Source organism: Pseudoalteromonas sp. JC3, from assembly GCF_030291895.1.
Taxonomy (GTDB): domain Bacteria; phylum Pseudomonadota; class Gammaproteobacteria; order Enterobacterales; family Alteromonadaceae; genus Pseudoalteromonas.
In genome coordinates this window covers 940778-966102 of record NZ_CP127855.1, presented here as the reverse complement: position 1 = coordinate 966102, position 25325 = coordinate 940778, and the positions used below count along the sequence as shown (strand labels likewise).

Here is a 25325-nt window from a genome sequence, read left to right as displayed (position 1 = left end):
GCACGTGTGACTGCGCAGAAAATTTAGACAACCTCCACTACATGAGCTGTTTTCACACTTATTTTGGCGGCTACTCTGTCAACAAGGGGAATCCGGACAAAATATTAACTTTAATAACACTTAGATACTAACATGTTAATTTAAAACAACCAATATTTAACACAATATCATTATTTGGGCAAACTTTAACCCATTGCATTAGGGAAAGAGGGACGAATTACAACGTCCCTTCCTCTATCACAGTGGCTAAACTGGCTTGTCTGTTAAGGTCTCGTATCGTCAGAAGTTGCCGTACTTTCTCAGCTAATGTAGCGATCTCTGGATGAGCGATCAGCTCTGCTAAGCTTAATTCTAGTGACCAATAATCGTTGATTTCAGCCAGTAATTGGATCAGAAGTAATGAATGCCCTCCAAGCTCCATAAAGTGAGCATCAACACTAATTTGTTCGTAGGGAATACTCAAAAGACGTTGCCAAATACCAGCTAGCGCTTGCTCAATCTCATCACGGGGAGCTTTAACCGCAGATTCCACGTTATCAATTTCATAGCTCAGAGCTGCCTTATTAACTTTACCGCTTGGAAGTAACGGCCATTGCTCAACTGTAATGATGGCTGCTGGCACCATAAAGGCAGGTAAGTTAGTGCGTAATTGCGACTTAATGTGGCTAACAAAATCAGGGCCCACCGTTGTTATCGGCTCTATATAAGCAAGCATTCGATTGTGACCTTGACCATCTTTATCTATCTTGATCACCGCTTTGTTAACTTGCTCTAATAGCGCTAATTGACGTTCAACCTCTCTAGGCTCAATGCGATATCCTCGAATTTTTATTTGTTCGTCAGCTCGGCCTAAATATTCAAGCTCACCACTTTCAAGGTAACGCACTAAATCTCCAGTCCGGTAAAGACGTTTACAAGGGGCTAAGTTAGGCAATGTTACAAACCTTTCAGCAGTAAGCTCTGCTCTATTGATGTAACCTTTGGCTACACCATTACCACCAATGTACAACTCTCCTGCAACACCAAAAGGGCAAAGCTGCTGTGATTGATCCAAGATATATAGCTCAGTATTTGGCATTGCCCGCCCAATAGTGATCTGTTCGTTCTCATAAATTTCAGCAATACTGGCGCACACGGTGATTTCGGTTGGGCCGTAGAGATTAAAAACTGGATAATGACATGCCCAACGCCAGCCTAGCTCCTCATCACAAGCCTCTCCACCTACAGCCAAGGCTGCAAAGTGATAATCCTCTCGAAATGGTAGATGAGCAAGATAAGATGGAGTTAGTAATGTATGCGTAATTTTCTGCTGCACGAGATAGCGTGCCATAAGATCTGGGTTTGCTCTTTCCTGCTCGCCACAAATGTGAAGACTTGCGCCCTGCGTCAATGCCCACACCCACTCCAAAACAGAAGCGTCAAAACAGGGGGTTGAAAACTGCAATACACGAGCATTTCGACCTGTAGGTAAGCGTTTTTTCAAGGCTACCGCAAGTTCAGTCACACTTTGATGCGCAATAGCCACTCCTTTTGGATTGCCTGTCGTACCTGAGGTATAGATAATATAAGCTGTATCGCTTAACTTTCCTCTACTTTGACTACAACCCTCTCCCACGACTGTCTGTACAGCATTTGCAACACAAATACGTTCCAAGGCTAAATGCTTAAGATCAGACTCAAGGGGTGAGTCGGTAAGTACACAAGTCGCCTCCGAATCTTGCAACATGTACTCAGTTCGAGAAATTGGGTAGCTGGGCTCTAAAGGTAAGTACGTACCTCCCGCTTTTAAAATGGCCAGTATTGCCACCATCATATCTGTCGAACGCCCAACATATACGCCTACGGTATCCCCAACTTGGTATATTGAATTTGCGCACAAATGCTGGCTGACAGCTTCCGCACGTTGGTTGAGCTGACCATAGCTGATACTTTCATTGGCGGTTTCCACCGCCACCGCATCTGGTTGGCTCTTTGCTTGACGCTCAAACAACTCATGCAATAAACAGCTCGGCACCTCAACATCCTGAGCTGTACTATTCAACTCCGTGAGCAAATAAGACCGCTCTCGCTCACTTAAAAGCTCAACCTCCGCAACCTTCAAGGCCTTCGTCAACCCCAATAGCAAACGCTTATAATGTCCGCCTAAACGTGCCAAACTCGCCGAATTATAGCGCCCCGCCCCGCCTTCTAAGCGAATACTCAACCCTGCCGATACATGCGCCACTACCGTTAAGTCGTAGTTCGTCCCTTCCGTTGTCTCCGCTGTCGTAACCTCTAGCCCCGACTGCTCATCCGCTTCACTTAACTGCGCATCAACCGGATAGTTCTCAAATACAAATACGCTATTAAACAGAGGCTCTCCCAACGGCGACTGTTTTTGTATTTCATACAACGGATAGTAGCTATGCCCTTCTCGTGCCACTTGCTGTTCGTGCTGCGCCTGCAATAGCCCAAGCACCGTCTCTTCTGCACCGCTCTCTACAACCACCGGTACTGTATTGATAAACAAACCTAATATCGACTCGACACCCGCAAGACTTGCCGGCCGCCCTGACGTCACCGAACCAAACACCACCGCACCTTGGTTGCCATAGCGCTGCAACAACACACCCCATGCCGTTTGTACGACTATATTTAACGTCGTTCTCGCTTCCGCCGCCAACCGTTGTAACGCCGCCGTCTCTGATACACTAAACTCAATGCGATACTCGCCCTCTCCTGCTCCCACCTCTCCTTGCTCCGCTGGCAACTGAGTATGGCTACTCAGCGGTGCTAACGTGTCTCGCCAAAACGCTACCGTCTCCTCCTTGTCTTGCTCACTCAGCCACTGAGCATAATCTCTATAACTGTATTCTGGCGCTCCACTTGCTAACGGTATACCCGCACACAGCGCTTCATAACATTGCTTTATCTCCTTAAATACCAACGGAATACACCACCCATCCAGTAGCGCATGGTGGTAACTCCAGAGCAACGTATGTTCATCTCCTACATTAAATAAGCTAAAGCGCATCAGTGGTGCTGCATCTATCGCAAAGGCTTTGCGCTTATCCATACGCTGATAATCGTCTAAATAATGTTGCTGCTGCGCCTGTGACATCTCCCTTAAATCTTCTTCCTTCCAAGGCAGTACCGCATGTGCGCTCACCCTTTGATGCGCATTCCCTTGCTCTATTCCTACAAATGCCGTTCTAAAAATATTGTGCCGCTCTATTACCGCTAACCATGCAGCTTTGAATGCGCTTGCATCCAAATCCTTGAAGCTTATCCGAGTCTGCGTGACATAACTCCCTGCTTCCAACAAACCATGGAATAACAGCCCCTGTTGCATCCCCGTCGCTGGATATAAATCTGCAATATCCGACCCAATATCCCATCGTTCTAACTCTTCCGTAGTCACCCTCGCCAATGGAAAATCACTCGGTGTATAAGGCCCAACACCCACCGCCTTACAATGCGTAATAACGTCTCTTAAGGCCTGCTCATAAGCCTTCATCAACGTCGATAGCGCTCCCTCGCAATAACACCCTGTGTCATAATTCAGCGTAAAACCTAAACTGCCAAATACCACCTTCCCATTTAACACCAGCTCTTCTTGTGCTATCCGAGCTGCACTTATATGTTGCCCTCTATTTTCCTCTGCTATGCTAAAGGCGCCCGTCTGTTTTACCGTTTGGTCAAACTGCCCTAGGTAATTAAACTGCAAAGCCGGCATCGTCTTATCCGCAAGCTCGCTATCACCGCACAGGTACTTTAATACGCCATAGCCTATCCCCGTATCCGGAACCTGACGGTATTGCTCTTTTACCGCCATCAAAATACCACCGACATCCTCCGCCGCTTGCACGCTTAGCTGCAATGGATACATACTGGTAAACCAGCCTACGGTTTGACTTAAATCTATTACCCCTGCAACTCCCTCACGCCCATGCCCTTCTAGTGTTACCGATAGCGTTTGAGCACCACTACAACGTTGATGAGCTAACCACAAAGCCGCCAAGAGTACTTCATTCACCTGAGTTCGATAACTCTGTGGCACCATCGTGAGCAGAGCCTGCGTCTCATCCTCACTCAATTGGATTTGTAATTGTCGCCGTACACCTGCTTGTACCTGCTCATGACCATAATGCTGTTGCCAACTATTATCTGCCTCTAGTTCCCGCCAATATGAACGTTGCTGCTGAAGCCCTTCACTCTCGCTATAGCGCTGTAAGTGTCTTCCCCACTGTTGATAACTATGTGTCTTATCACCAAGCTGCAATGCTTCTCCCGCTTGGTATTGTTGATAGAGCTGTGCTATGTCTGACAGCAAAATACGCCAAGAAACCCCATCCACAACTAAGTGATGTATCACCAACAGCAAGCGTCCTGTACCCGCTTTGTTCGCCAAATAGACCAATCGTAATAACTCACCATCTATCGGTGATAAGCTGCGCTGCGCTCGCTCTGCAATAGCCGTTAAACTCTCTGCCTCTCCATCCCACTCATGCTGCTCTATGCAGTTTGATAGCGCCAATGCTTCCAAGGCTTGATACCAACCTCGCCACTGCCCCTGTGATTTATCAAAACTGAGCCTCAGTGCGTCATGTCTCGTGACCAAAGCTTGCAACATCGGTATCAGGCATTGGGTGTCAAAATCCTCTGGGGTACTTAATAGAACCGACTGGTTAAAGTGGGCTAACGCCGTTTCGTTTTTGAAAAATGCCTGCTGAATAGGCAGCAATGGCATCTCTCCTATCACCGCCTCTTGTGCTACCGTGTATCCTTTGCTCTGCTTTACACACCGTGCTAATGCCACGATGTGTTGATGACGAAACAGGTCTTTAACACTAAAATACAGGCCTTGCTCCGCTGCCCGTGAAACTAGCTGAATTGATAATATTGAGTCGCCACCTAGGGCAAAGAAGTTTGCCTCACAGCTCAGTGACGCTTGCGGTATCTTTAATAAACTCGACCATAATTGCTGCAATTGCGCTTCTGTTTTATTTTGTGGTCCTCGGTAATGCGCTGTCGTCAATTCCGGTTGTGGCAAAGCGCGTTTATCAACCTTACCATTGACTGTAAGTGGAAATTGCTCCAACACCACAAACTGGCTCGGCACCATATATTCTGGTAATTGTTCGGCGAGCGCTTCGCTCAAAATACGAGTAGCGCTATCCTCAGACATCTCACCAGATAGCATCACGTAAGCAATCAGGTATTTTTGACTTCCTTCCCCCCAACACAATACTGCGGCTTGCTTAACACCGAAAGATTCATTCAACAATTGCTCTATTTCAGCCAACTCAATACGATAGCCACGAATTTTTACCTGTTCATCGATCCGGCCTAAGTAAACTAATTGGCCAGTATCAGATTGTCGTACAAGATCGCCTGTACGGTATAATTTCTCATGCTCATTCGTTACAAATGGGTTACTCACAAAACGTTCAGCATCTAGCTCTGGACGCTTGATATAACCTTGTGCCACACCTACACCACCAATATATAACTCTCCAACCGCCCCCTCAGGCAGCAGTTGCTGCTGATCATCAAGAATATAAGTTGTAACATTATCAATAGCAGTGCCTATTGTTACAGACGTATCGGGATGGAGCTTAGCTACAGTGGCACAAATAGTGGCCTCTGAGGGACCGTAAGCGTTATACATTGGATAGTGCTTTGACCACTGCTGCGCCAGTGCGGTACTACAGGCTTCACCACCCACCAATAAAGCGCGAAAATGGTAGTTTTGATGACAAGGTAGATGCTGTAAGTATGCTGGGGTTATGAGTGCATGAGTGATACCTTGATCAACCAAGTAATCTGCCATTTGCTGAGGATGATATTTATCAGCTTCGCTACAGATACATAGCGATCCTCCGTTCGTCAACCCCCACATCCATTCCAGGGTAAAGGCATCAAAGCTAGTAGAAGCTAGTTGCAACACTTTACTACTGTTATCTACTTGGAATTGTCTCCCTAAGTATGCCGCAAAGTTGACAGCTCCTTTATGTGCTATTTTAACCCCTTTAGGTTTGCCACTGGTGCCAGACGTATACACTATATATGCACTTGCCACATCACTATTTAAAATAGGGCTTGGTGGATTGTCTTGGCTATAGTTTGTCAGCGAGATGTCAGCCATAACACAGCTAAAAGTACCTCTGAGTTCCACAAGTCTTTTTTCAAGTTCACTACTGGTGAGTAATAATGATGCTTCAGAATCATTAAGGATGTAAGACACCCTGCCATCGGGGTAACTTGGATCAATAGTTAGGTAAGCACCTCCTGCTTTTAATACCGCAAGAACACTCACAAGCAGTAGTTCAGAACGTGGTAAACAAATAGCGACTGTTTGTTCTGGCGTAAGCTGATATTGTTCGATTAAATACCAAGCCATTGCATTTGCTCGCGCATTTAATTGCGCATAACTTAAACTTCTTCCTGCTGACGTAATAGCTAACGCTTCTGGCTGTCGTTCAACCTGTCGTTCGAACAATTCATGTAAACCGCAATTTGCAGCGGGGTAATTTGTATTACCTGCCGCCCTAGTGAGTAATCGAGTAAACTCTTGAGCATCTAGTATATTTAATTGCTTAATGGCAATATCTTGATCTTCATGATGAGCGGCTAACGTACTCAGTAAGTTACACAGATGTCGGTCTAGAGTAGTGATATGCTGGTGAGAAAATATTGCAGTGTCATAGGTCCAGTTGATTGTCACTTCATCTTTATTGATACAAATATTAATATCTAAATCGAACTTAGCTACTTTAACTTTTTGCTCCCGTCGCTCAACAATGAGAGCTTGATTTTGCGGTACAGGCTTCGATGAAAAGTCGTTTTGCGTTGCTAGTAAAATTTGAAATAACGGAGTATGTGAAGCAGAACGTTCACTTGCTAGTTTATCAACTAACTTTTCAAACGGCATATCCTGATGCTGCTGGGCTTCAAGGTGCACTTTCTTCACATGCTTAAAATAATCGCTCAGATCGTTGTAATTGGTATTTACTCTTAATACTAAAGTATTCACGAACAGACCAACAACCCCATTCAACTCGCCTTGTAGTCGGTTGGCAATCGGCATACCCATCACGATGTCATGGCTACCACTGTGACGCGATAAAACTAAGGCACACAAGGCATGAGACAGCATAAACGGCGTCAAGGCATAATGCTTTGCCAAGCGACAAAGCTTACTCGCTACTTCACTGCTGAGTCGACTCGACACTTGCTCTCCCACGTAGTTCTTATCCGCTGGACGTTTAAAGTCTAACGGTAAGCTATGGACTTGTGGCATTGCAGCTAACTGTTGCTGCCAATACTGCCAATGCGTATCTAGAGTATCAGGCGTTAGCTGTTTACTTTGCCAAAGAGCGTAGTCCGCATATTGTAGGGGTAAAGCTGTAAGTGGGTTTTGTTGACCTTGAGTAAAAGCTTCATAGAGTGCCCAACATTCGCGGGTCAAAATATCCATCGACCAACCGTCAGTGGCGATATGCGGCATATTAATTATTAAAATGCTCTTATCGACTTGGCATAGCAGTAGACTCACTTTAAGCATTACATCATCTGCAAGGTTAAATGTGTACTTCTGCTGCTCTTCAAGCCTCTGAGTGATTTCCGTCTCTTGTTCTTCACTCTCTAAATGCGTCAGATCTACCTGTTCGATGTTAAAATTGACTGTGTGTGCCGCGTGAATGATTTGCAGCGCTTGCTCATTGGCATGTGCTTGATATGTAGTTCTGAAAATTGCATGGCGCTCAATCAAAGCAACGAAAACACGTTGCAATGCTGAAATATCAACTTCACCACTTAACGTTAAAGCCCGAGTGATATTGTAGGCATATGTGCCACCTTGCAAAGCATCGATAAACCACAAACGCTGTTGTGCAAAAGTCAGTGGAGCACTGTCTAAATTATCTTGTGCCTTAATCTTCTCATATGTGTGTTTTGCTTGAATTTCCTGGTGGCTTTGCAACCACATACCAAACTGACGAATAGTGGGATGTGAGAATAAATCACCCAAAGTTACTTCAATGTCGAAATGCCGCTTAATTAACGCACTAAGCTTCACCGCTAACAGAGAATTTCCCCCTAACCTAAAGAAGTCACCCGTTACACTTAACTCCTCTAGTGGTTGTCGCAGTACCTCTGCCCATATCTCTACCAGCGCTCGCTCTACACTATTCTCCGCCGCTTCATATTCCTGCCCTATCTCCCCAATCTCGCTCGGTAGTGCACCCCTATCCAACTTACCATTCGCCGTCAACGGCAAAGCATCTAGCAAACACCAACGACTCGGACACATATAACTGGCTAAACGCGCCGATAACGCACGCTCTAACTCCGCTATAAAAATACCTTCATCTATTACCTCTCCCTCTGCAACAACATAACCCACCAACGTCGCATCCGCACCCTCTCCTTGCACCAACACCGCCGCCTGTTTCACCACTGCTTGCTGTGCCAAAACACTCCTTATCTCTCCAAGCTCTATACGATATCCCCGCAGCTTGACTTGCTCATCCTTCCTTCCCAAAAATACCAACGCTCCCGACTCCAAGCGCCGTACCCTGTCTCCTGTTCTATACAACCTCGTATCCGCCAACCAAGGAACATACACAAATGACGCCGCCGTCCTGTCCGGATCTCCAACATATCCTTTCGCTACGCAAGGCCCTCCAACATAAAGCTCTCCTACGCCTCCTTTCGCTTGCAGCTCACCCCCTGCATCAACGACATACAACCCTGTGTTCGCCATCGCATACCCTATCGGTATCTCTTCTCGCGTTGAATCCCCTGCCCTTAAATGCGCGCTTGCATCATATAAGCTACAACCTACCACCGTTTCCGTCGGACCATAGTGGTTATAAAGTTGACTTTCACTAAAGGTATCTTGCAACCGCGCAGCCAGCCCCTCCGTTAGCGTCTCCCCTCCTATCACCAGAACATGCGCTCCGCTGACCTTATCCCCATCCAGCAATTCAAGTAATGCCTCACAATGCATCGGCGTCAAACGATATAAACTCGCCTCTGAGCTCCCTCGTAACCGCTCGACTAATCCCTCTAACTCCTCTCCCCAAGGCGCTAAGTTCACGCACCCTCCCACCAAAAGAGGCAAATATAAACTCGGAACGCCTATATCAAATGCATGCGACGTCAACACATAGCTTCCTGTCAACTGCTCTTGATAGTACGCTTTTAGACCATAGCCACAGTAATCTATTAATCCTCTGTGACTTACCTCCACCCCCTTTGGCTTACCCGTCGACCCTGACGTATAAATCACATAGGCGCTATCCGCTAAGGTATGTGTCACTCCCACCGGATGGCTGTCATAACCCGATAAGCCCCACTCATCCTCATCCAGCATCAACACATCTACCCCTGAAACCGGTAAAATTTCTAATAAACATGTCGATACCAAGACCTGAGTCACATCCGCATCGTTAAATATATCTGCTAAACGTGCCGTCTGATTATCCGGGCTCAATGGGATATAGCTCGCACCCGTCGCCATCACCCCTAGCATCGCCACCAAGAGCGTGACATCTCGCGTCATCACCAACGCAACTCGCTCTCCTACCCCTATATCCTGCTCTTGAAGGTAATGTGCCAACTGATTCACGCGACTGTACAGCTCTCCATAGCTCAGTGCGTGTGATTCATCCCGTACCGCTATTCTCTCCGGCGTCTGCTGGGCTTGTCTCGCAAACTGCTCTACTACACTTTCTCCTCGCCGATAATCACAGGCTGCACCTACGCTCTCTTCTATCAAGCTTTGACGCATTTCATCGTCATACAAGGCTAAACTTTTGCAGCTACCTTGGGCTCCCTTCGCGATACTCTCCAATAGATACTCAAAGCTACGGGCATACGCCGCTATCGTCGCTTCTGTAAACAAGCTCTGTTGATACCGCCAATGGCATAGCAACTCGCCTTCTCCCTCCGAGCAAGTCAAATCCAAATCAAACCGTACCTGCTCTTGACTTTGTTGGAGTGGTTTCAGCCTCGCCTCTCCCAAACTCAACCCTTCATCGTCACTGCTGCGATGGTTCTGTAGCACCAACTTAACCTGACACAAGGGGTTATATGCTAAGCTTCTATCTGGGTTTAATGCCTCTACCAACAGCTCAAAAGGGAGCCCTTGATGCTGATAATCTGCCAGCGTATCTGCCTTTATCTGCGCCAATAACGCCGTAAATGGCTGCGCTAAATCAACCTCTGTTCGACTCACCAAGGTATTGATAAAAAACCCTATTAATGGCGACAATTCACTCTCACTACGCCCCGCTGTCGGTACGCCTAAGACGATGTCCGACTCACCGCTTAAGCGGCTCAATAACACCGCAAAAGCACCTTGCAGTACCATAAATAACGTGACACCTGCGCTTTGCGTTAGCGCTTGTAACCCTGCCAATGTCTCTTTGCCTATCCGACTACGCACATATCCAGAGGTAAATTCTTGCTTGGCTGGTCGCGGCTTATCTAATGGCAATCCGTGTAAGCTCGGCATGCCCGACAACCTAGCCTGCCAATACCTTAACAACTGTGCTTTGTTTTGCTCCGTTAACTGTTGCTGTTGCCAGTACGCGTAATCTCCATATTGGACCGGTAATTCAGGCACATCCGCTTCCCCGCCTGTTATCGCAGCTTGGTAAAATGCATTAAACTCTTTTATTAATAGCTGCATTGACCAACCATCCGATGCGATGTGATGCAACGTGAACAACAAAATATGCCGTGTTTGAGACTGTTTGATGATTTTTGTGCGCAACATTAAATCTTGGCTTAGGTCAAAAACTTCTCGTGCCGCATCATCCACTTGCCGCTGCACTTCATCTTCACCACAATCAACCAAATTCACCACTTCTACCGTCACCGCTCGGGCTGGCATTACCCGCTGCATACACACTCCATCGTGGGCTTCGAAACAGGTTCTTAACGCCTCGTGGCGGGCAACTATTTGGGTTAGACTGGCTTCTATGGCTGCAATATCCAGTACCCCATCACAGGCCAGTGCTGCTGCAACATTATAATGTTGACTGCCTTCTAGCTTATCGATTAACCACAGCCGTTGTTGTGAAAATGACGCTGGGATCGCACCACTGCGATCTATACTGGTAATAGCAACCAATTTCTCTTGCTGGGCCCGGAGTAGCGCTATTAATTCTTGTTTGTTTGCTGTTAATTCAGCTTTTAACTCAGCACTTAACTTGCCTGACTTCTTTTTAAAACGCAGCTGTCCCTGCTCGTCGAGAAATAATGTGACACCTTGTAGGCGCGCTTTCTTTAGAATTTCTAGCACCATTATAATACTCCCTCATCTTCAAATTCGTCATTCTCTGCATCGACTGCTTGTAATGCGAATAGTTGCTCAATCAACTCTGCTTGTTGGCGGATAGTCTGATATTGAAATAATTGGTTCATTTGTGTTACGCACGCAAACTGCTTCTGTAGAGCAGCGCTTAATGACATGACAAGCAGAGAGTTACCTCCAGCTGCGAAAAAGTTACAATCTATACTCGGTGGTTGCTCAAGTCGAAGTACCTGTTGCCAGATAGCTACCAATTGCAATTCAAGATCGGTATTGGCCGCAACAAACTCTTTTGAGTCCTGCATGGGTGCCTCAGGTAGCGCTTTGACATTAATTTTACCGTTTGCACTCAATGGTAGCTCAGGCAAGTCAATCAATTGCGCAGGGCAAAGGTAACTAGGAAGGTTTTGTTGTAGCGTCAGCAATATCTGTGACAAAGTGATATCTGGGTCTATATTGGACTGGTTAAGCACAACATATGAGACTAAGCGCCTATGCTCTTCCTCTCCTGCCATTACGGTAACACCTGCCTTAACCTGAGGTAGCATAAGCAACTGCTGGTTTACTTCTCCCAATTCGATACGAAAACCATGTAATTTCACTTGATCATCAATGCGACCCACATAGTATAAGCTGCCGTCATACTGTTGCCGAACAAGATCACCGGTACGGTATAATCGCTCTCCAGGCTGAAATGGGTTGTGAACAAAACGCTGAGTAGTCAACTCCGGTTGGTTAAGATAGCCATTCGCGAGACAGCGCCCTCCAATGTGCAATTCACCTACAACACCAGTTGGTACTATCTGCATTGCTTTGTCTAATACATATAGCTGGGTATTTTCCATAGCGTAGCCAATAGGGAGCAAATCAGCCTGTCCTAGCTCAAAATCATTTAGCCGCGCGATACAACAACCCACAACGGCTTCGCTTGGTCCATAATGATTGTATATGGTGGCATTTGGAAAGGTATGAGTTAATTGGGCGAAAAGCGATACCGGAAACAACTCACCGCCAATCACAAAGACATGCTGACTTTGACATACCTCATCACCCATAATGAACATTAACGCTCTGGCATGCATAGGTGTTAATCGCAACAACAAAGGCTGAGTACTTGGTCGCGCAAGTCGCTTGGCAAGCTCGGTTAAAACCTCATCATGGTGACCACTTAGGTCGACCGTCCCACCGCATAATAATGGTAGAAGTAATGCAGGCAAACTAATATCAAAGCCGTAAGACGTCACCAAGAACGAGCCTACTAACTCAACGTCATAATAATTCTGCAAAGCAAACTGGCAGTAATCGAGCAATGCCCGGTGCGAAACCTCAACCCCTTTAGGTTTACCTGTTGAACCTGATGTATAAATAACATAAGCGGGGGTTTGAGCTTGGTAAACTGAACTGCTTGGCAGACTACTATACTCGTGAAACAACCAATCGCTAAGCGTTAGATCCGTCACCTGGCATGGTTGACTTTGCCAGCGCGCCCAATAGGCTTGTGAAATGAGTGCCATATCAAGCTTTGCATCGTTAACTATGCTATTGAGACGCTCCCCTCGGTTTGACAAATCAATCGGAACAAAACAAGCATTAATTTTCAAAGAGGCGAGAATTGCGACCAATATTTCAGGACCACGATCAAGGTATAAGCCAATTCGGCTACTTTCCCCGACTTGTTGTTGACGCAAGTAGTTGGCCAGCTGTTCTACTTTTTGGGCCAACACTTCATAACTGAACTCCTGCTCATTATAGCGCGTAGCGATAGCCTTAGGGTGAGCAGCTACTTGCTGATAAAATAATGCTAATAAAGATGTATCGCGACCTTTAAGGTTAACAACACCACACTGCTGCGAACGCTCACTTTGTTTCGTAGTTAACTGTAATTGCCCAAGTGCGACTTCAGGGTTGGTCAGCGTTTGAGCCAGTACGTGCTTTACGCTATTCACAACGTTTTGTATCGCTACCGCTTCAAATAGACTCGTATCATAATCAAACTGCAATAACAGCTTTCGCTCGTGCTCTATAACACGCAATGAAAATTCAAACTTACTTTGCTGATCACTAAACTCGATGGGCTTAAGGTGTTCGGTAAAGGTGCTTTCATCTGAGACTAGCGCCTTTTGATACGTAAACAGAACCTGCACCAAGGGGTTATAACTCGTAGTGCGCTGTGTCGTAAGCTGCTCAACTAGCCACTCAAAGGGCGTCTCTTGATTGTCTAAGGCGGCAACATCAGTACTTTTTACTTGTTGTAGGTAATCACTAAAGCAGCACTCAGATTGATAATGAGTACGCAGCACCAAGGTGTTAACAAATAAACCAACCACGCTGTCAAAATCTTTGTGCGGTCGATTAGCCACTGGCGTTGCAATAGCATAATCATCACTGTTGTTATAGCGGCATAGTACGATGCTCAAAACAGCATGTAGGTACATAAATGCTGTCGTATTAGTCGCTGATGTTGCTTTTTTCATTAATTCGAATAATTCACCCTCGACATCTATAGTCATGGTTTGGCTTTTATGTGCAGCAAACTTCCCACGGGGCTTATTCAGTGGCAATGAACTTAGCATGGGCATATCACTTAGCTGCTCTAACCAATATTGATTTTGTCGCGCTAACCGCTGCTGCTGAGCTTCACTGTGCTGCCATAATGCATAGTCAGCGTAATCGACTGTGGGTGCAACTAGTTGATGCGCTTTCCCCTGCTGATAAGCCTGATACAGCGAATAAAACTCTTGAGCAAGCACCTCCATAGACCAAGCATCTGTCGCAATATGGTGGACACAAATTAGCAAGTAACAACTTAGCCCTGTCGTAACATAAGTTGCTCTGATCGGAATGGATGTAGCAAGTTCGAAGGGGAGTTGCGCTAATGCTTTTAGTCGCTCGTCGACTGCGCTTTGGGCGCATAGCTGCTGTTCATTTAGCTCGGTAATAGTAAACTTAGGTCGTGAGACCACGACTTGCGTTATTTCTTCTTCCTGAGTACGGTAAATCGTGCGTAATGCTTGGTGACGCTCTATCAACTCATTCATAACTTGAGTAGCCAGCGCAAGGTTAAACTGTTTGCCAACTTGGAAAAGCAAATGCATGTTGTAGTGCGTACTTTTACCATCGTGAAGCTGATCGATAAACCATAAACGGCGCTGTTGTAATGATAATGGCAATGACTGTTGTGATTTTTTACGTCTCGGAATAACGTGCTGCTGACTTGTTTGCTTTTCATCAATCAACCGACTCAACGCCGCGATAGTATTATGTTCAAAAATATCTCGAAGCGACAAAGTGGAATTGAATTTAGCGTTTAATTCATTTACTAACCGTAAACTTAATAATGAGTGACCACCAATATTAAAAAAGCTGTCATGAACTGAAATATCAGAGTTAAGCCCGAGTATTTGTTGCCAACTCTCCATCACACTGTGTTCACTCTCCGACTCAGCTGGTACAAAATCAATATCTGCACCCACATTCAAGTTAGCTAGCGCTGACTTATCCACTTTGCCATTTGGAGTTAGAGGTAAAGCAGAGACACACTCTATACGGTCAGGGATAAGATAACTTGGGGCACGCATAGCGAGTATATGGCGCCACTGTGATACGCTCTGCTGTTTATCTTTGCATGTGGATGAACACACAACAAATGCGACCAATAATTCGGTTTGACTGCGACATTGTTTAACCACCGCCACTTGCTGACAATCCGCGAACTCGCGAATTAGTCGTTCAACTTCTCCAAGTTCAATACGATGTCCTTTTATTTTGACCTGATCGTCGTTACGGCCAACATAGATGAGCTCACCCGTGTCCTGCCAACGAACCAAATCGCCGGTTTTGTATGCCCTAATAGGTGTCGTTAAAAAGGACACTTCCACAAATCGTTGCTGCGTTAGCTCCGGACGATTTAAATAGCCTGGTGTCACTCCTTCACCAGCAATTAATAGTTCACCCACAGCACCATGTGGCATTAGCTGTTGAAATTCATCCACAACGTAAACTTGAGTGTTCGCGACAGGGGCACCTATCGTGACAGCTTGTGGTTTCACTTTAGCCGCACAAGACCACACCGTACATTCCGTTGGCCCGTACATATTAAACACTCGCTCAGGCAGAAGCGCACAAAGTTGCTGAGCAAGGTCATCACTCAGAGCCTCTCCACCAACCAGTAGCAATTCCAGCTGCTGTAATGCATCTCGACCCGAGTCACTGTGTAGTAATTCACGTATATAGCTAGGCGTCGCTTGAAAGTGTGAAACTTGGTGTTGAACGATTAACTGAGCAGGATCCCAATCGTTCTCAAAACGTTGTGCCAACATATTCGTTTGACAATCGTGCTGTATAAAGCGTTCTTGAATTGTTGCTACACAAGATAACTGCTGCGGTGTGATGGAGGCATGTTGTTGAGACGTGTAAATAACTACAACTGCATTAAAGCCCATCTTGCCAAAGAGAGCTAATTGCGCCAGAGCCATATCACTATCTTCAAGCGTGCAAAGCGCTCCCGTTTGTTCATTGCATTCGCTAACGGGCAGATAGAGTACTCTGCTGCTAGCCGCTTGCTGAATAGTGTTAAATGCCGCAACTTTTGTTGCTAGTTCTGAAAGCTCGCTTCCTTGATATAGCACCGAAAGTCCAGCTCCGCTTCGCGCCGCCTGCTCATATTCTTGCTCCGTGGCGCGACAGTTTAAGCCGAGATTTTCAGTATCAGAATGTAAGCAAGAAACTCGATCACCAACATAGCTTGAAAACTTCGCAACAGATAACTCTTTTGCATCGAGTAATGCCATATCTGATTTGCATAAATGCACCTGTGCGAGCTTTTCACTTGCGATACTCTGTGGTCGCTCTGGCTGGATGATTACCTTAGCTCCAGAGGCTAAGCTCCAGAATAGCTCGAGCACAGAAATATCAAAGCTAATACTCGTGCTAGCTAACCAGGTTATATCTGACGAGTTGCTTGGTAGCGATGTGCTCATCGCGGTAAAAAAGTTAAGTACGTTTCTGTGGCTCACTTTGACGCCCTTTGGCTTGCCCGTGGAGCCACTCGTATAGATCACATATGCCAAGCTATCTGAGGTGAGTTGATTAGTATAAGAAACGGGGTTTGTCGACGCCTGTAAGTCTAGGTATTCAACCAAGTGAAGTGCAGCTGATACATTGTTACTGAATAATGGTTGTAACGATTGCGTCAAAATTAAGTGCTTTAATTCGCTATCTTGAACAATATAATTCAGCCGCTGTGGTGGGTAGCTGGGATCTAAAGGCAAATAAGCACCACCAACTTTTAAAATAGCCAACATATTAATCAGCATAGATAAAGAGCGCGGTTGACAAATCCCAACTAAATCTCCAGGCCGGATCCCTCTTTGATACAACTGTTTAGCAACACATTCAGATTGCGCATTTAACTCTGCAAACGTTAAGTTTTCATTGTTAAAACAGACAGCTACTTTATCGGGCTGCGTAACACTTTGGTATTCGATGGCATGTTGCAGTAACCCCTCACTATCAAACGCTTGCGAGGTACAATTTAGCTGTTGCAACAAATAGTCACGTTGAGATTCTGGTAACAAGTTGTAGTGATAACAAGCTTGTTGTTCAGAATCGATGACGCCATCAACCAATTGTGCAAATTGCGCCATCATCTGCTCGATATATTGCTGATGAAACAACTCAGTACGGTATTCGACTGTAAGCTGCAGACCCTCTGATTGTTCACGTGCATGCCAAGTCAATTCATACTTAGCTACCGATTCTGAATGTAACTGTGGTGTCATGGAAAACGGCAAATCGCCAAGAGGTAACGCTTCGTTCGCCGTATTGTCCAGAATCAACATGATTTGAAACAACGGGGAATAATTCAAACTGCGTTCAGGAGCTAGCATTTCGACCAATTGTTCAAATGGCGTAGCTTGGCGGGACAATGCCTCTAGGTTAACTTGCTTTACTTGTTCTAAGAACGTCCCAAAACTCTGCTTAAGAGAGCACTCCACTTTTAACACTAGGTTATTTATAAAAAAGCCCACAACGTTATCCAACTGCGGGTGACTACGATTTGCAACCGGGGTTCCAATAACCACTTGCGAATGCTGAGTGTGACGGCAAATTAACAGACTCAATAAACCATGCAATACCATAAAAAGCGTCGCATTGTGTTTGCCCGCAAGTTGCTTTAAACCATTCAACTGCTTCTGATTCAATAGCCATTGCAGATTGTTTCCAGCAAACGTTTGCTGATTACTTCTCGCTTGATAAGTGGGTAACTGATGGACAGCATCAATATCTGCCAGCTGTGTAAGCCAATAATCTAAGTGCGCTTTATGCTCATTCGACGCAAGTTGTTCATGGTGCCACGCGGCATAATCACTGTATTGAATATCGATCACAGGAAGCGCTTCAGTATCAACACCCAGCTTTTGTTTATAAATAGTAATAAAGTCGCGTAATAGAATATTCATCGACCAAGCATCTGTCGCGATGTGATGTGTAGTGAGGAGTAACGTGCCGTGCTGCTCACCTCGCTTGACATAAGTCCCGCGCAACAGACAATCTCGACTTAGATCGAATGGTATGGTTGCATTTTCTAATCGCACAGTCTCAAGTTGACACTGCTGCTCAGCGATAGACTTTCCAGTCACATCTAGTAATACTAGTTGAAAAGCTTCTTGCGTTAACTGTAGCTGTGGTTGAGCATCTATTGTGACAAAATTCATAAGTAATGCCTGATGACGCTCTAGTAACTGAGTCAAGGCATACTCAGCAATATCGACATCAAACTGGCCGCAGATATCCAACGCAAATGGCATATTATACTGAGCCTGGTTGCTTTCAATCTGCGACAGTAACCACAACCGCTGCTGCGCTACAGAAAGCGGTTTAACCATATCCGTCTCCAGTCGCTTAATTGGTTCAAGCGCTAGATCTTCACTTTTCTGTATAAACTTAGCCAAGTCACGAATAATTGGGTGATTAAAAATATCTTTTAACTGTAGTTTCTTACCCAGCTGTGTACTCACATGGTTGATCAACCTAACCGCTAACAGTGAATGCCCCCCCATTGCAAAAAAGTCACTGTTAGGCGCAATATCTGTTCGTGATAACAGCTGCGTGCAAATATCCAGCAACTGCATCTCAACTAAGCTCTCCGGAGCAAGTCGTGAAGTTTGTTGCAACGTTTTGGGATCAGGTAATGCCCGTCGGTTAACTTTACCATTACGACTTAGCGGAAAGTCATCAAGCGCAATATAGCAATGCGGTCTCATGTACACAGGTAGCCTAGCAGCGGCAAGGCCTTCTAGCTGGTTGCGCACGGTCTCAACATCTTCATGTTGAGGCACGAAATAACACACAAGATACTCATTTTCTTGGCTTCTATTAACGTGTGCGATTAATCGTTGAACACCATCACAGCCCTCCAAAAGCGTTTCAATCTCGCCAAGTTCAACTCGATGCCCACGAATTTTAACTTGTTGATCATTACGACCAATAAACTCCAACCGCCCTTGACTATTCCAGCGAACTAAATCCCCTGTTTTGTAGTAACGTTCGGACGAGCCGCTCTTTAAAACATCTACAACAAAGCACCTAGAGGTTAACTCTGGCCGTTGCCAATATCCTTTCGCCACACCGGTACCTGCAATCCACAATTCGCCGATGCCTCCGGGCACTTGAAGTTGCTGTTGTTCGTTTAATACCAGCAACTGAGTATTGGTCATTGGCAGACCTATCGGTACAGTGCCGTTTCCTAACAATGGTAAATCATTGAATGCATGTATGCAGCAACCCACGACAGTCTCTGTTGGACCGTAATGGTTATATAACAAACTGTTAGGAAACGTATCACCTAATGCTAAAGCTACTCTTTGCGATAGGGCCTCACCACCTATCACCAATACACAAGGGGCAGTGATCACTTGGCCCTTGAGCGCATCGAGTAAGGCCTGACAATGGCTAGGAGTTAATCGCAATAATACCCCTTCAAGCTCAAGTTGCTGTAATTCGTTCAGCAAAGCAAAAATCACATCATCTTGTGGCAATAATGTCACACATCCCCCATGTAATAAGGGTAAGTAAAGACTAGGTACACTGATGTCAAATGCCGGCTCAGTAACGAGTAGAGAGCCCACGAGATGGTCTTGGTAATAAAAATCACTGGCAAAGGCGCAATACTGCTGTAATCCCAACTGAGTAATTTCAACTCCCTTGGGTTGACCAGTAGAGCCTGATGTATAAATTAGATAAGCACTATCACTTAACTGAGTTGGCGGTAGCGAAGATGGTGTAAACTCACTTAGCCAGTCTGGCGTTAAGCAGTCATCCATCAACATTACATCATACCCTTCGCTAGATACTGTTTCGAGAAGTGCACTTTGGGTTATCAATAGTTCGGCATCAACATCTTTTAATACATATTCCAACCTTGTCTTACCACTCGATTTATCTAATGGGATATATACGGCTCCCGCCAACTGTACTCCGATAAGGGCGACTAATAGCTCCACACTTTTAGGCAGTAATAGCGCAACATGATCACCATGACCTATTTCTTGTTCTGATAGGCAGCCAGCTAAATTTTTCGCTTTGGCAATTAATTCGCCATAACTTAGTGTCGTATCACCTGCTCGAGCTGCGATTCGTTCCGGTGCACTCTGAGCCTGAATTAATATCTGCTGTACAATGGGAAGTTCTGTATCAGTAACTTGCTGCTCACCTGTTCCCATTGATAGGAGCGATTGTCTTGTTTCTTCACTCAACAACGAAGGTAATGATTGATTAGATTGGTGTTCAGGCAACGCAGTTAGCAATTGCACCATAGCTGTTGATAACCGCTCCACTGTCACTTGGTCGAATAATTCACTTTTATAATTCCAGTCAAGGATTAGGCTTCCTTGCTCTTCAAATATGCTAAGATCCAAGTCATAACGCACAGCTCCCTCTCGCAACGGTAAAGCGCGAACAATCAAGTCCGTCAATTCAAATTGAGATTGTTGATAATTTTGTAGTACAAACTTGATTTGGGCTAAAGGGTTGTAGGCTAAATTGCGGGAAGGCTGCACAGCCTCTACGACTTGGTCAAAAGGTACCTCTTGATGACCAAAAGCCTGCTGTACTCGGCTTTTATTTTTAGCTAAAAATTGCCAAAAATCACCATCTTCAGGGATCTCCGAACGCAGCACTATTGTATTGAGAAAGCAGCCGATCAAGGACTGAACTTCCTCTCGTTCTCTTCCCGCCACAGGTGTCGCCATCACAATATCATCACTACCACTAAATCGGCCTAAAACAAAAGCAAATGCAGACTGCAATAAGGTAAAGAGCGTCACATTGTGGCTTTTTGCCAGCTTGACTAACTGCTCGCTCAGTTTCTTGCTCAAAGGAACTTGCATTTGTTTAGATGTAAAATTTTGCTGTTTAGGGCGTGGTCTATCGAGTGGTAGGCTATGTACCTCTGGAGCTTCGGCTAAATAGTCATGCCAAAACTCTAATTTCTGTTCAAGTACTGGCTGATCTAAATGTTGCTTTTGCCAATAGGCATAGTCAGCATACTGTATTGGTAAAGCAGTTAACTGCACTGACTGGCCAGTCGCTAACTGGTGATAACTGGTTACAAATTCTGATGACAGCACTTCCACTGACCAGCCGTCTGCTGCAATATGATGAACAGCGAAAAGTAAGCAATGCTGTTTGGCATGACGTTTAACAAGCGTTACCCGCAATACTAATTCAGCACTCAAGTCGAATGAGTAACGTGACTCTTTAGTTATCAGCTGTTGTAGTTTAGTCTCATATTCTGCGGCAGAAAGCAGGCTATAGTCTTCTTGAAACAGAGGTATCTCAAAGTCTTGATGTAAAAACTGCAGCGTTTGATTTTGCTGCTCAACGTAACCACACCGGAGCACTTCGTGACGGTTGATTATTTCAGCCAAAGCCTGACTAACCTTATCAACTCGCAACTCACCTTCTAACTCGAATGCTGCAAAAATATTATATTCGCTACTCTCGCCACCACCAAGCTGGTGTATAAACCACAATCTCGCCTGCGCCAAAGACAAAGGTAGATACTTACTGTCAGGACGAGGAGTGATAGCACTAACTTTAGGACGTTGGATACTATGTTGTAGATACTGGATAATATCGTCTTTGTGTGCAGAAATTTCATTCTTTAGCTCAGAGGTCAACGCTCCTTTTGGCGCCGTAAATTTTAGCTTTTGCTCTTCAAGATAAAGTTCGATCCCTGCAGCTAGCGCTTTTTTTATTATTTTTTGAACCATTAAAATTCTCCAGATTCCATATCTTCCGCAAGCTCAGCCTCGGTATTTGCGCCAGTGTTTTTGTTAGCCAGTTCAACAGCTAATGCAATCTCAGCTACGGTTGGATACGTGAATAAAAACAGCAGTTCCAGCTGTACACCGAAACCGTTTTCTATCGCATTTTTAAACGCGACCAGTGAAATAGAACTACCTCCAAGCTCGAAGAAGCTATCATGCACTCCTGGGGAAGTTTGTAACCCCAAAGTCAGTTGCAATATATCCACAAGCTTCTCTTCTAGTTCATTGCTCGGCGCCATATAGCGACTATCACTATGCGCAATGGGGGTGGGTAAATTAGCTTTGTCAATTTTGCCATTATTTGTTAACGGCAATACGTTGAGCACAGCCCACCGACTAGGCTGCATATAATGAGGCAACCTATGCTTGAGCCACCCCTTCACATCACTGATAAGGTCACTATGATCTTGGCAACTGTGACTAACCAACCAAGCGTCAAGGTGCTGATGCTGTTTAGTGGTATTAAGCAGCACTACCGCGCTATCCAACCGCTCATGCTGAGCTAAGTTTTGCTCCACTTCAGGCAACTCAACACGGTAACCTTTATATTTGACTTGAGCGTCTCTGCGACCTAAAAACTCAATGTTTCCGTCATTACGATATCGAGCAATATCTCCAGTGCGATACATTCTTGAACCAAGATCTTGCTCCAGCAAATCTGCAAAAAATACCTTTGCCGTTAACTCATCTTTGTTCCAATAGCCTCGGCTGACTTGATTTCCACCAATATAAATCTCTCCTTTTACACCAGGAAGCTGTAGTTGTTGCTGATTATCGAGTATATAAATACGGTTATTCGCATCCGCTTTGCCAATAGCCAAAATTTCACCATAATAGCCATCAGGCTTTATCTCTAAGTGCGAAACAGTGACGGTGGTTTCAGTTGGACCATAAGAGTTAACTAACTTTGGAAGCTTCCCTTGATGTGCAAACCAGCGCTCAACACAGCCAGCCTGTAACCCTTCACCACCAATAATGACTGTTTCCAGCATATTAGGTAATGACATAGTAGGCGCCTGCATAAGTTGATGGAAAAATGCCGTTGGCAAAGTGATTAGATTGATACGTTGCTGTTCACAAAGCGCCCAAAATGTTGCCGTACTCGATAGCCAGGTATCGTCTCGTAGTACCAACGTCCCACCTGTCATTAAGCTGCCAAATATCTCCTCAATGGACATATCAAAATTTACAGCACTAAATTGCAGTATGCGTTTAGTCGAGTCGAGTCGGTAGCGGTCTATAAAGCCTTCGACAAAAGCAGCTAAATTTTGGTGCTCCACCATCACGCCTTTAGGGTTACCGGTGGATCCTGATGTATATATTAGGTACACCAGTTGCTGTGGGGCGATGCAGATTTGGGGCGCATTCGGTTCATGATCTTGGAATATTGCGTGATCTTCACTTAAATTCTGTATCACATAATCGGATTCTGCTTGTTTGTAACTCTCATGGTCATCACCCTCAGGTAATAACAAAAGCTTTGGTTTACTATCGGCCAAAACATAAAGAGACCTAGCTTTTGGCTGCGCTCTATCCAGCGGCACATATGTCGCACCGGCTTTCATAACCGCGAAAATAGCGACCATAAACATTGCCGATCTTGGCAGGCAGATTGCTACTCGATCTTCTGTTGTAATTCCCTCTTGTAAGAGATAATTTGCGAGCTGATTTGAGTGGGATTCTAACCAAGCATAAGTATACTCCTTGCCATTATCTACTATGGCAATATTATCGGGGAACCGAACAGCATTATTCGATAACCGCTGAGGCATCAACAAAGTTGGAGTAGCTTGCAATACGCTTTGAGGCCGACCAAGTAAACGCCTCTTATCATCATTAGACATAAGTGATAACTCGGCAATGGTTGCATTAGGTTGCGTTACAAAAGCCTTTAAGATATTTAAGAAATACTCGCTCCATTTGGCAACATCACTAGAGTGGTAAAGCTCATTTAGAAACTCTATATGGCAATCTAAGCCATGTTCTGTTTGCTCTGCAGTTAGCACTAAATCAAATTCTGAATGACCATTCGTCCGTATCAGTTCATTCATTTCGAGAGCAGGTATCTGCGCAGCCTCATACTTATTGTGAAGTGCTAACAATGTTTGGAATACGGGATGCTGATATGAACTTCTTGGCGGGTTCAAACGCTCAATTATTTGCTCCAACGGAGCATCTTGATTGGCAAAAGCAGAAGTGCTTTTCTCACTCACATGAGAAAACAACTCGATAATAGTCATCTCCGACTGTAATTCAACTTTCAAGACAACGGTATTGACGAACAGTCCAATTAGATCAAAGCAAGCCGCATGCTGTCTCCCAGCAACAGGAAGTCCTATCTGTAATGACGAGCTGCCGGTAAGCTTAGCTAGCAAAATAGCCCATGCTGAACTTAACAGCATATTGAGTGTTATCTTTTGATCTTTTGCTATCAGTTCTAATTCAGAGCTAAAAGAAGGCAATAAAGAAAAACTGACTTTGCTGGTACTACCCCTAAGTTTTTCTATTGTCCCGGTGTCGCTAGGCAGTTTTAAATCTTCACCACGCTCGGCTAACTCAGTAACCCAGTAGTCTAGCTGTGACTTGAGCTTTTGTTGCTGCTGACTTGCCAGCTGCCAATCAGCATAATCACTATACTGAATAGCTAAAGGAGGAAGTACCGCAGCCTCCCCTCTTTGCAACCCTTGATAAAGTGCCGCAAACTCTCGATGCAATATCTCTACCGACCAACCATCTGCGATGATGTGATGAAGACTGATCATCAGCACCGCTTCCGTTGCACTTTGCCTGACCAAACTCGCTCTAAATAGTTGCCCTGCTGTTAGGTCAAAACCTCGCTGTCCTTCTTCTGCTTGTAGTGTCTGTATCTTATGCTGCTGTGTTGCAGGCGCTAGTGATGTTAAATCGTAATGCTGTAAGACAAACCTGACCTCACTTTCCACGACTTGCCTAGGCTCACCTTCATGGCTTATGAAACGGCTTCGCAATATATCATGCCGTGCAATAATGCCTTGTAATGCCTGCTCTATATAGTCAGCTGCTATTACTCCTCGCAACTGTAATGTTGAACTCATCACATAATGCGCACTGCCAGGTTGCATCTGTTCAATAAACCACAAACGCTGTTGTGCATATGACAAAGCCGCCGGCTCTGAACTGCTTCGTTTTGTGATCAATGTTTGTTGTGAGTGTTCCGCTGCGTCTATTGTTGCCGCTAGGCTAACTAAGTCTGGCTGAGCAAATATGTCGCCTAAACCTAGCTCTACTGCAAACGTTGAGCGGATCTCAGCTTGTAGCTTTACACTTAATAAGGAATGCCCACCTAGCGCAAAAAAGTGTTGTTCTAGACCGATATCCCCCGCTTCTATCCCCAACAATTCAGCACATATTTGTACCAATCGTCGCTCTGTTTGACTTGTCGCAGTTATTCGTTTCGTTGCTTGCTGATGTGGACTAGGTAGCGCACTGCGGTCCACTTTACCGTTTGGCGTCAATGGTAAACGCGGTAATGTCACGACCTGTTTTGGTACCATGTATTCCGGTAAGACAGTCGCCAATTGCTGCTGTATGTCACCATGACTGTCTTCTTTGTCACTGACAATGTAGGCAACTAAACGGCTCTGCTCCTCTTCGCCCACTACCAGCACCACCGCTTCTCTAACACTTGGTAGCGCTAATAATTGCTGCTCTAT

General features: G+C 45.2%; 3 protein-coding genes (1 of these 3 cut by a window edge). All 3 read right to left on the bottom strand.

Annotation, left to right across the window (positions count from 1 at the left end; translation table 11 throughout):
• Positions 1-217: 217 nt before the first annotated feature.
• Tightly spaced (each overlapping or abutting the next), the 3 genes in view from QSH61_RS03940 to QSH61_RS03930 form a layout consistent with a single transcriptional unit that may run on beyond the window.
• Entirely contained in the window at positions 218-11296 is an 11079-nt protein-coding gene (locus QSH61_RS03940; RefSeq protein ID WP_286123226.1) for a non-ribosomal peptide synthetase, read from the bottom strand.
• Positions 11296-21576, bottom strand: a complete 10281-nt coding sequence (locus tag QSH61_RS03935) for a non-ribosomal peptide synthetase (protein ID WP_206470943.1) — start codon at positions 21574-21576, stop codon at positions 11296-11298. Before QSH61_RS03935 ends, QSH61_RS03940 begins: the two co-directional genes overlap by 1 nt.
• Positions 21576-25325: the end of a non-ribosomal peptide synthetase gene (locus tag QSH61_RS03930; protein ID WP_286123224.1), read on the bottom strand. It continues 12135 nt past the right edge of the window; only the last 3750 of its 15885 coding nucleotides appear in the window; its start codon lies off the right edge, out of view; the stop codon is at positions 21576-21578. The genes QSH61_RS03935 and QSH61_RS03930 overlap by 1 nt, the downstream gene beginning before the upstream one ends.

Coding starts and splice junctions, on each gene's coding strand:
- QSH61_RS03940 (WP_286123226.1), bottom strand. CDS start 11,296: ATGGTGCTAGAAATTCTAAAGAAAGCGCGCCTACAAGGTGTCACATTA.
- QSH61_RS03935 (WP_206470943.1), bottom strand. CDS start 21,576: ATGGTTCAAAAAATAATAAAAAAAGCGCTAGCTGCAGGGATCGAACTT.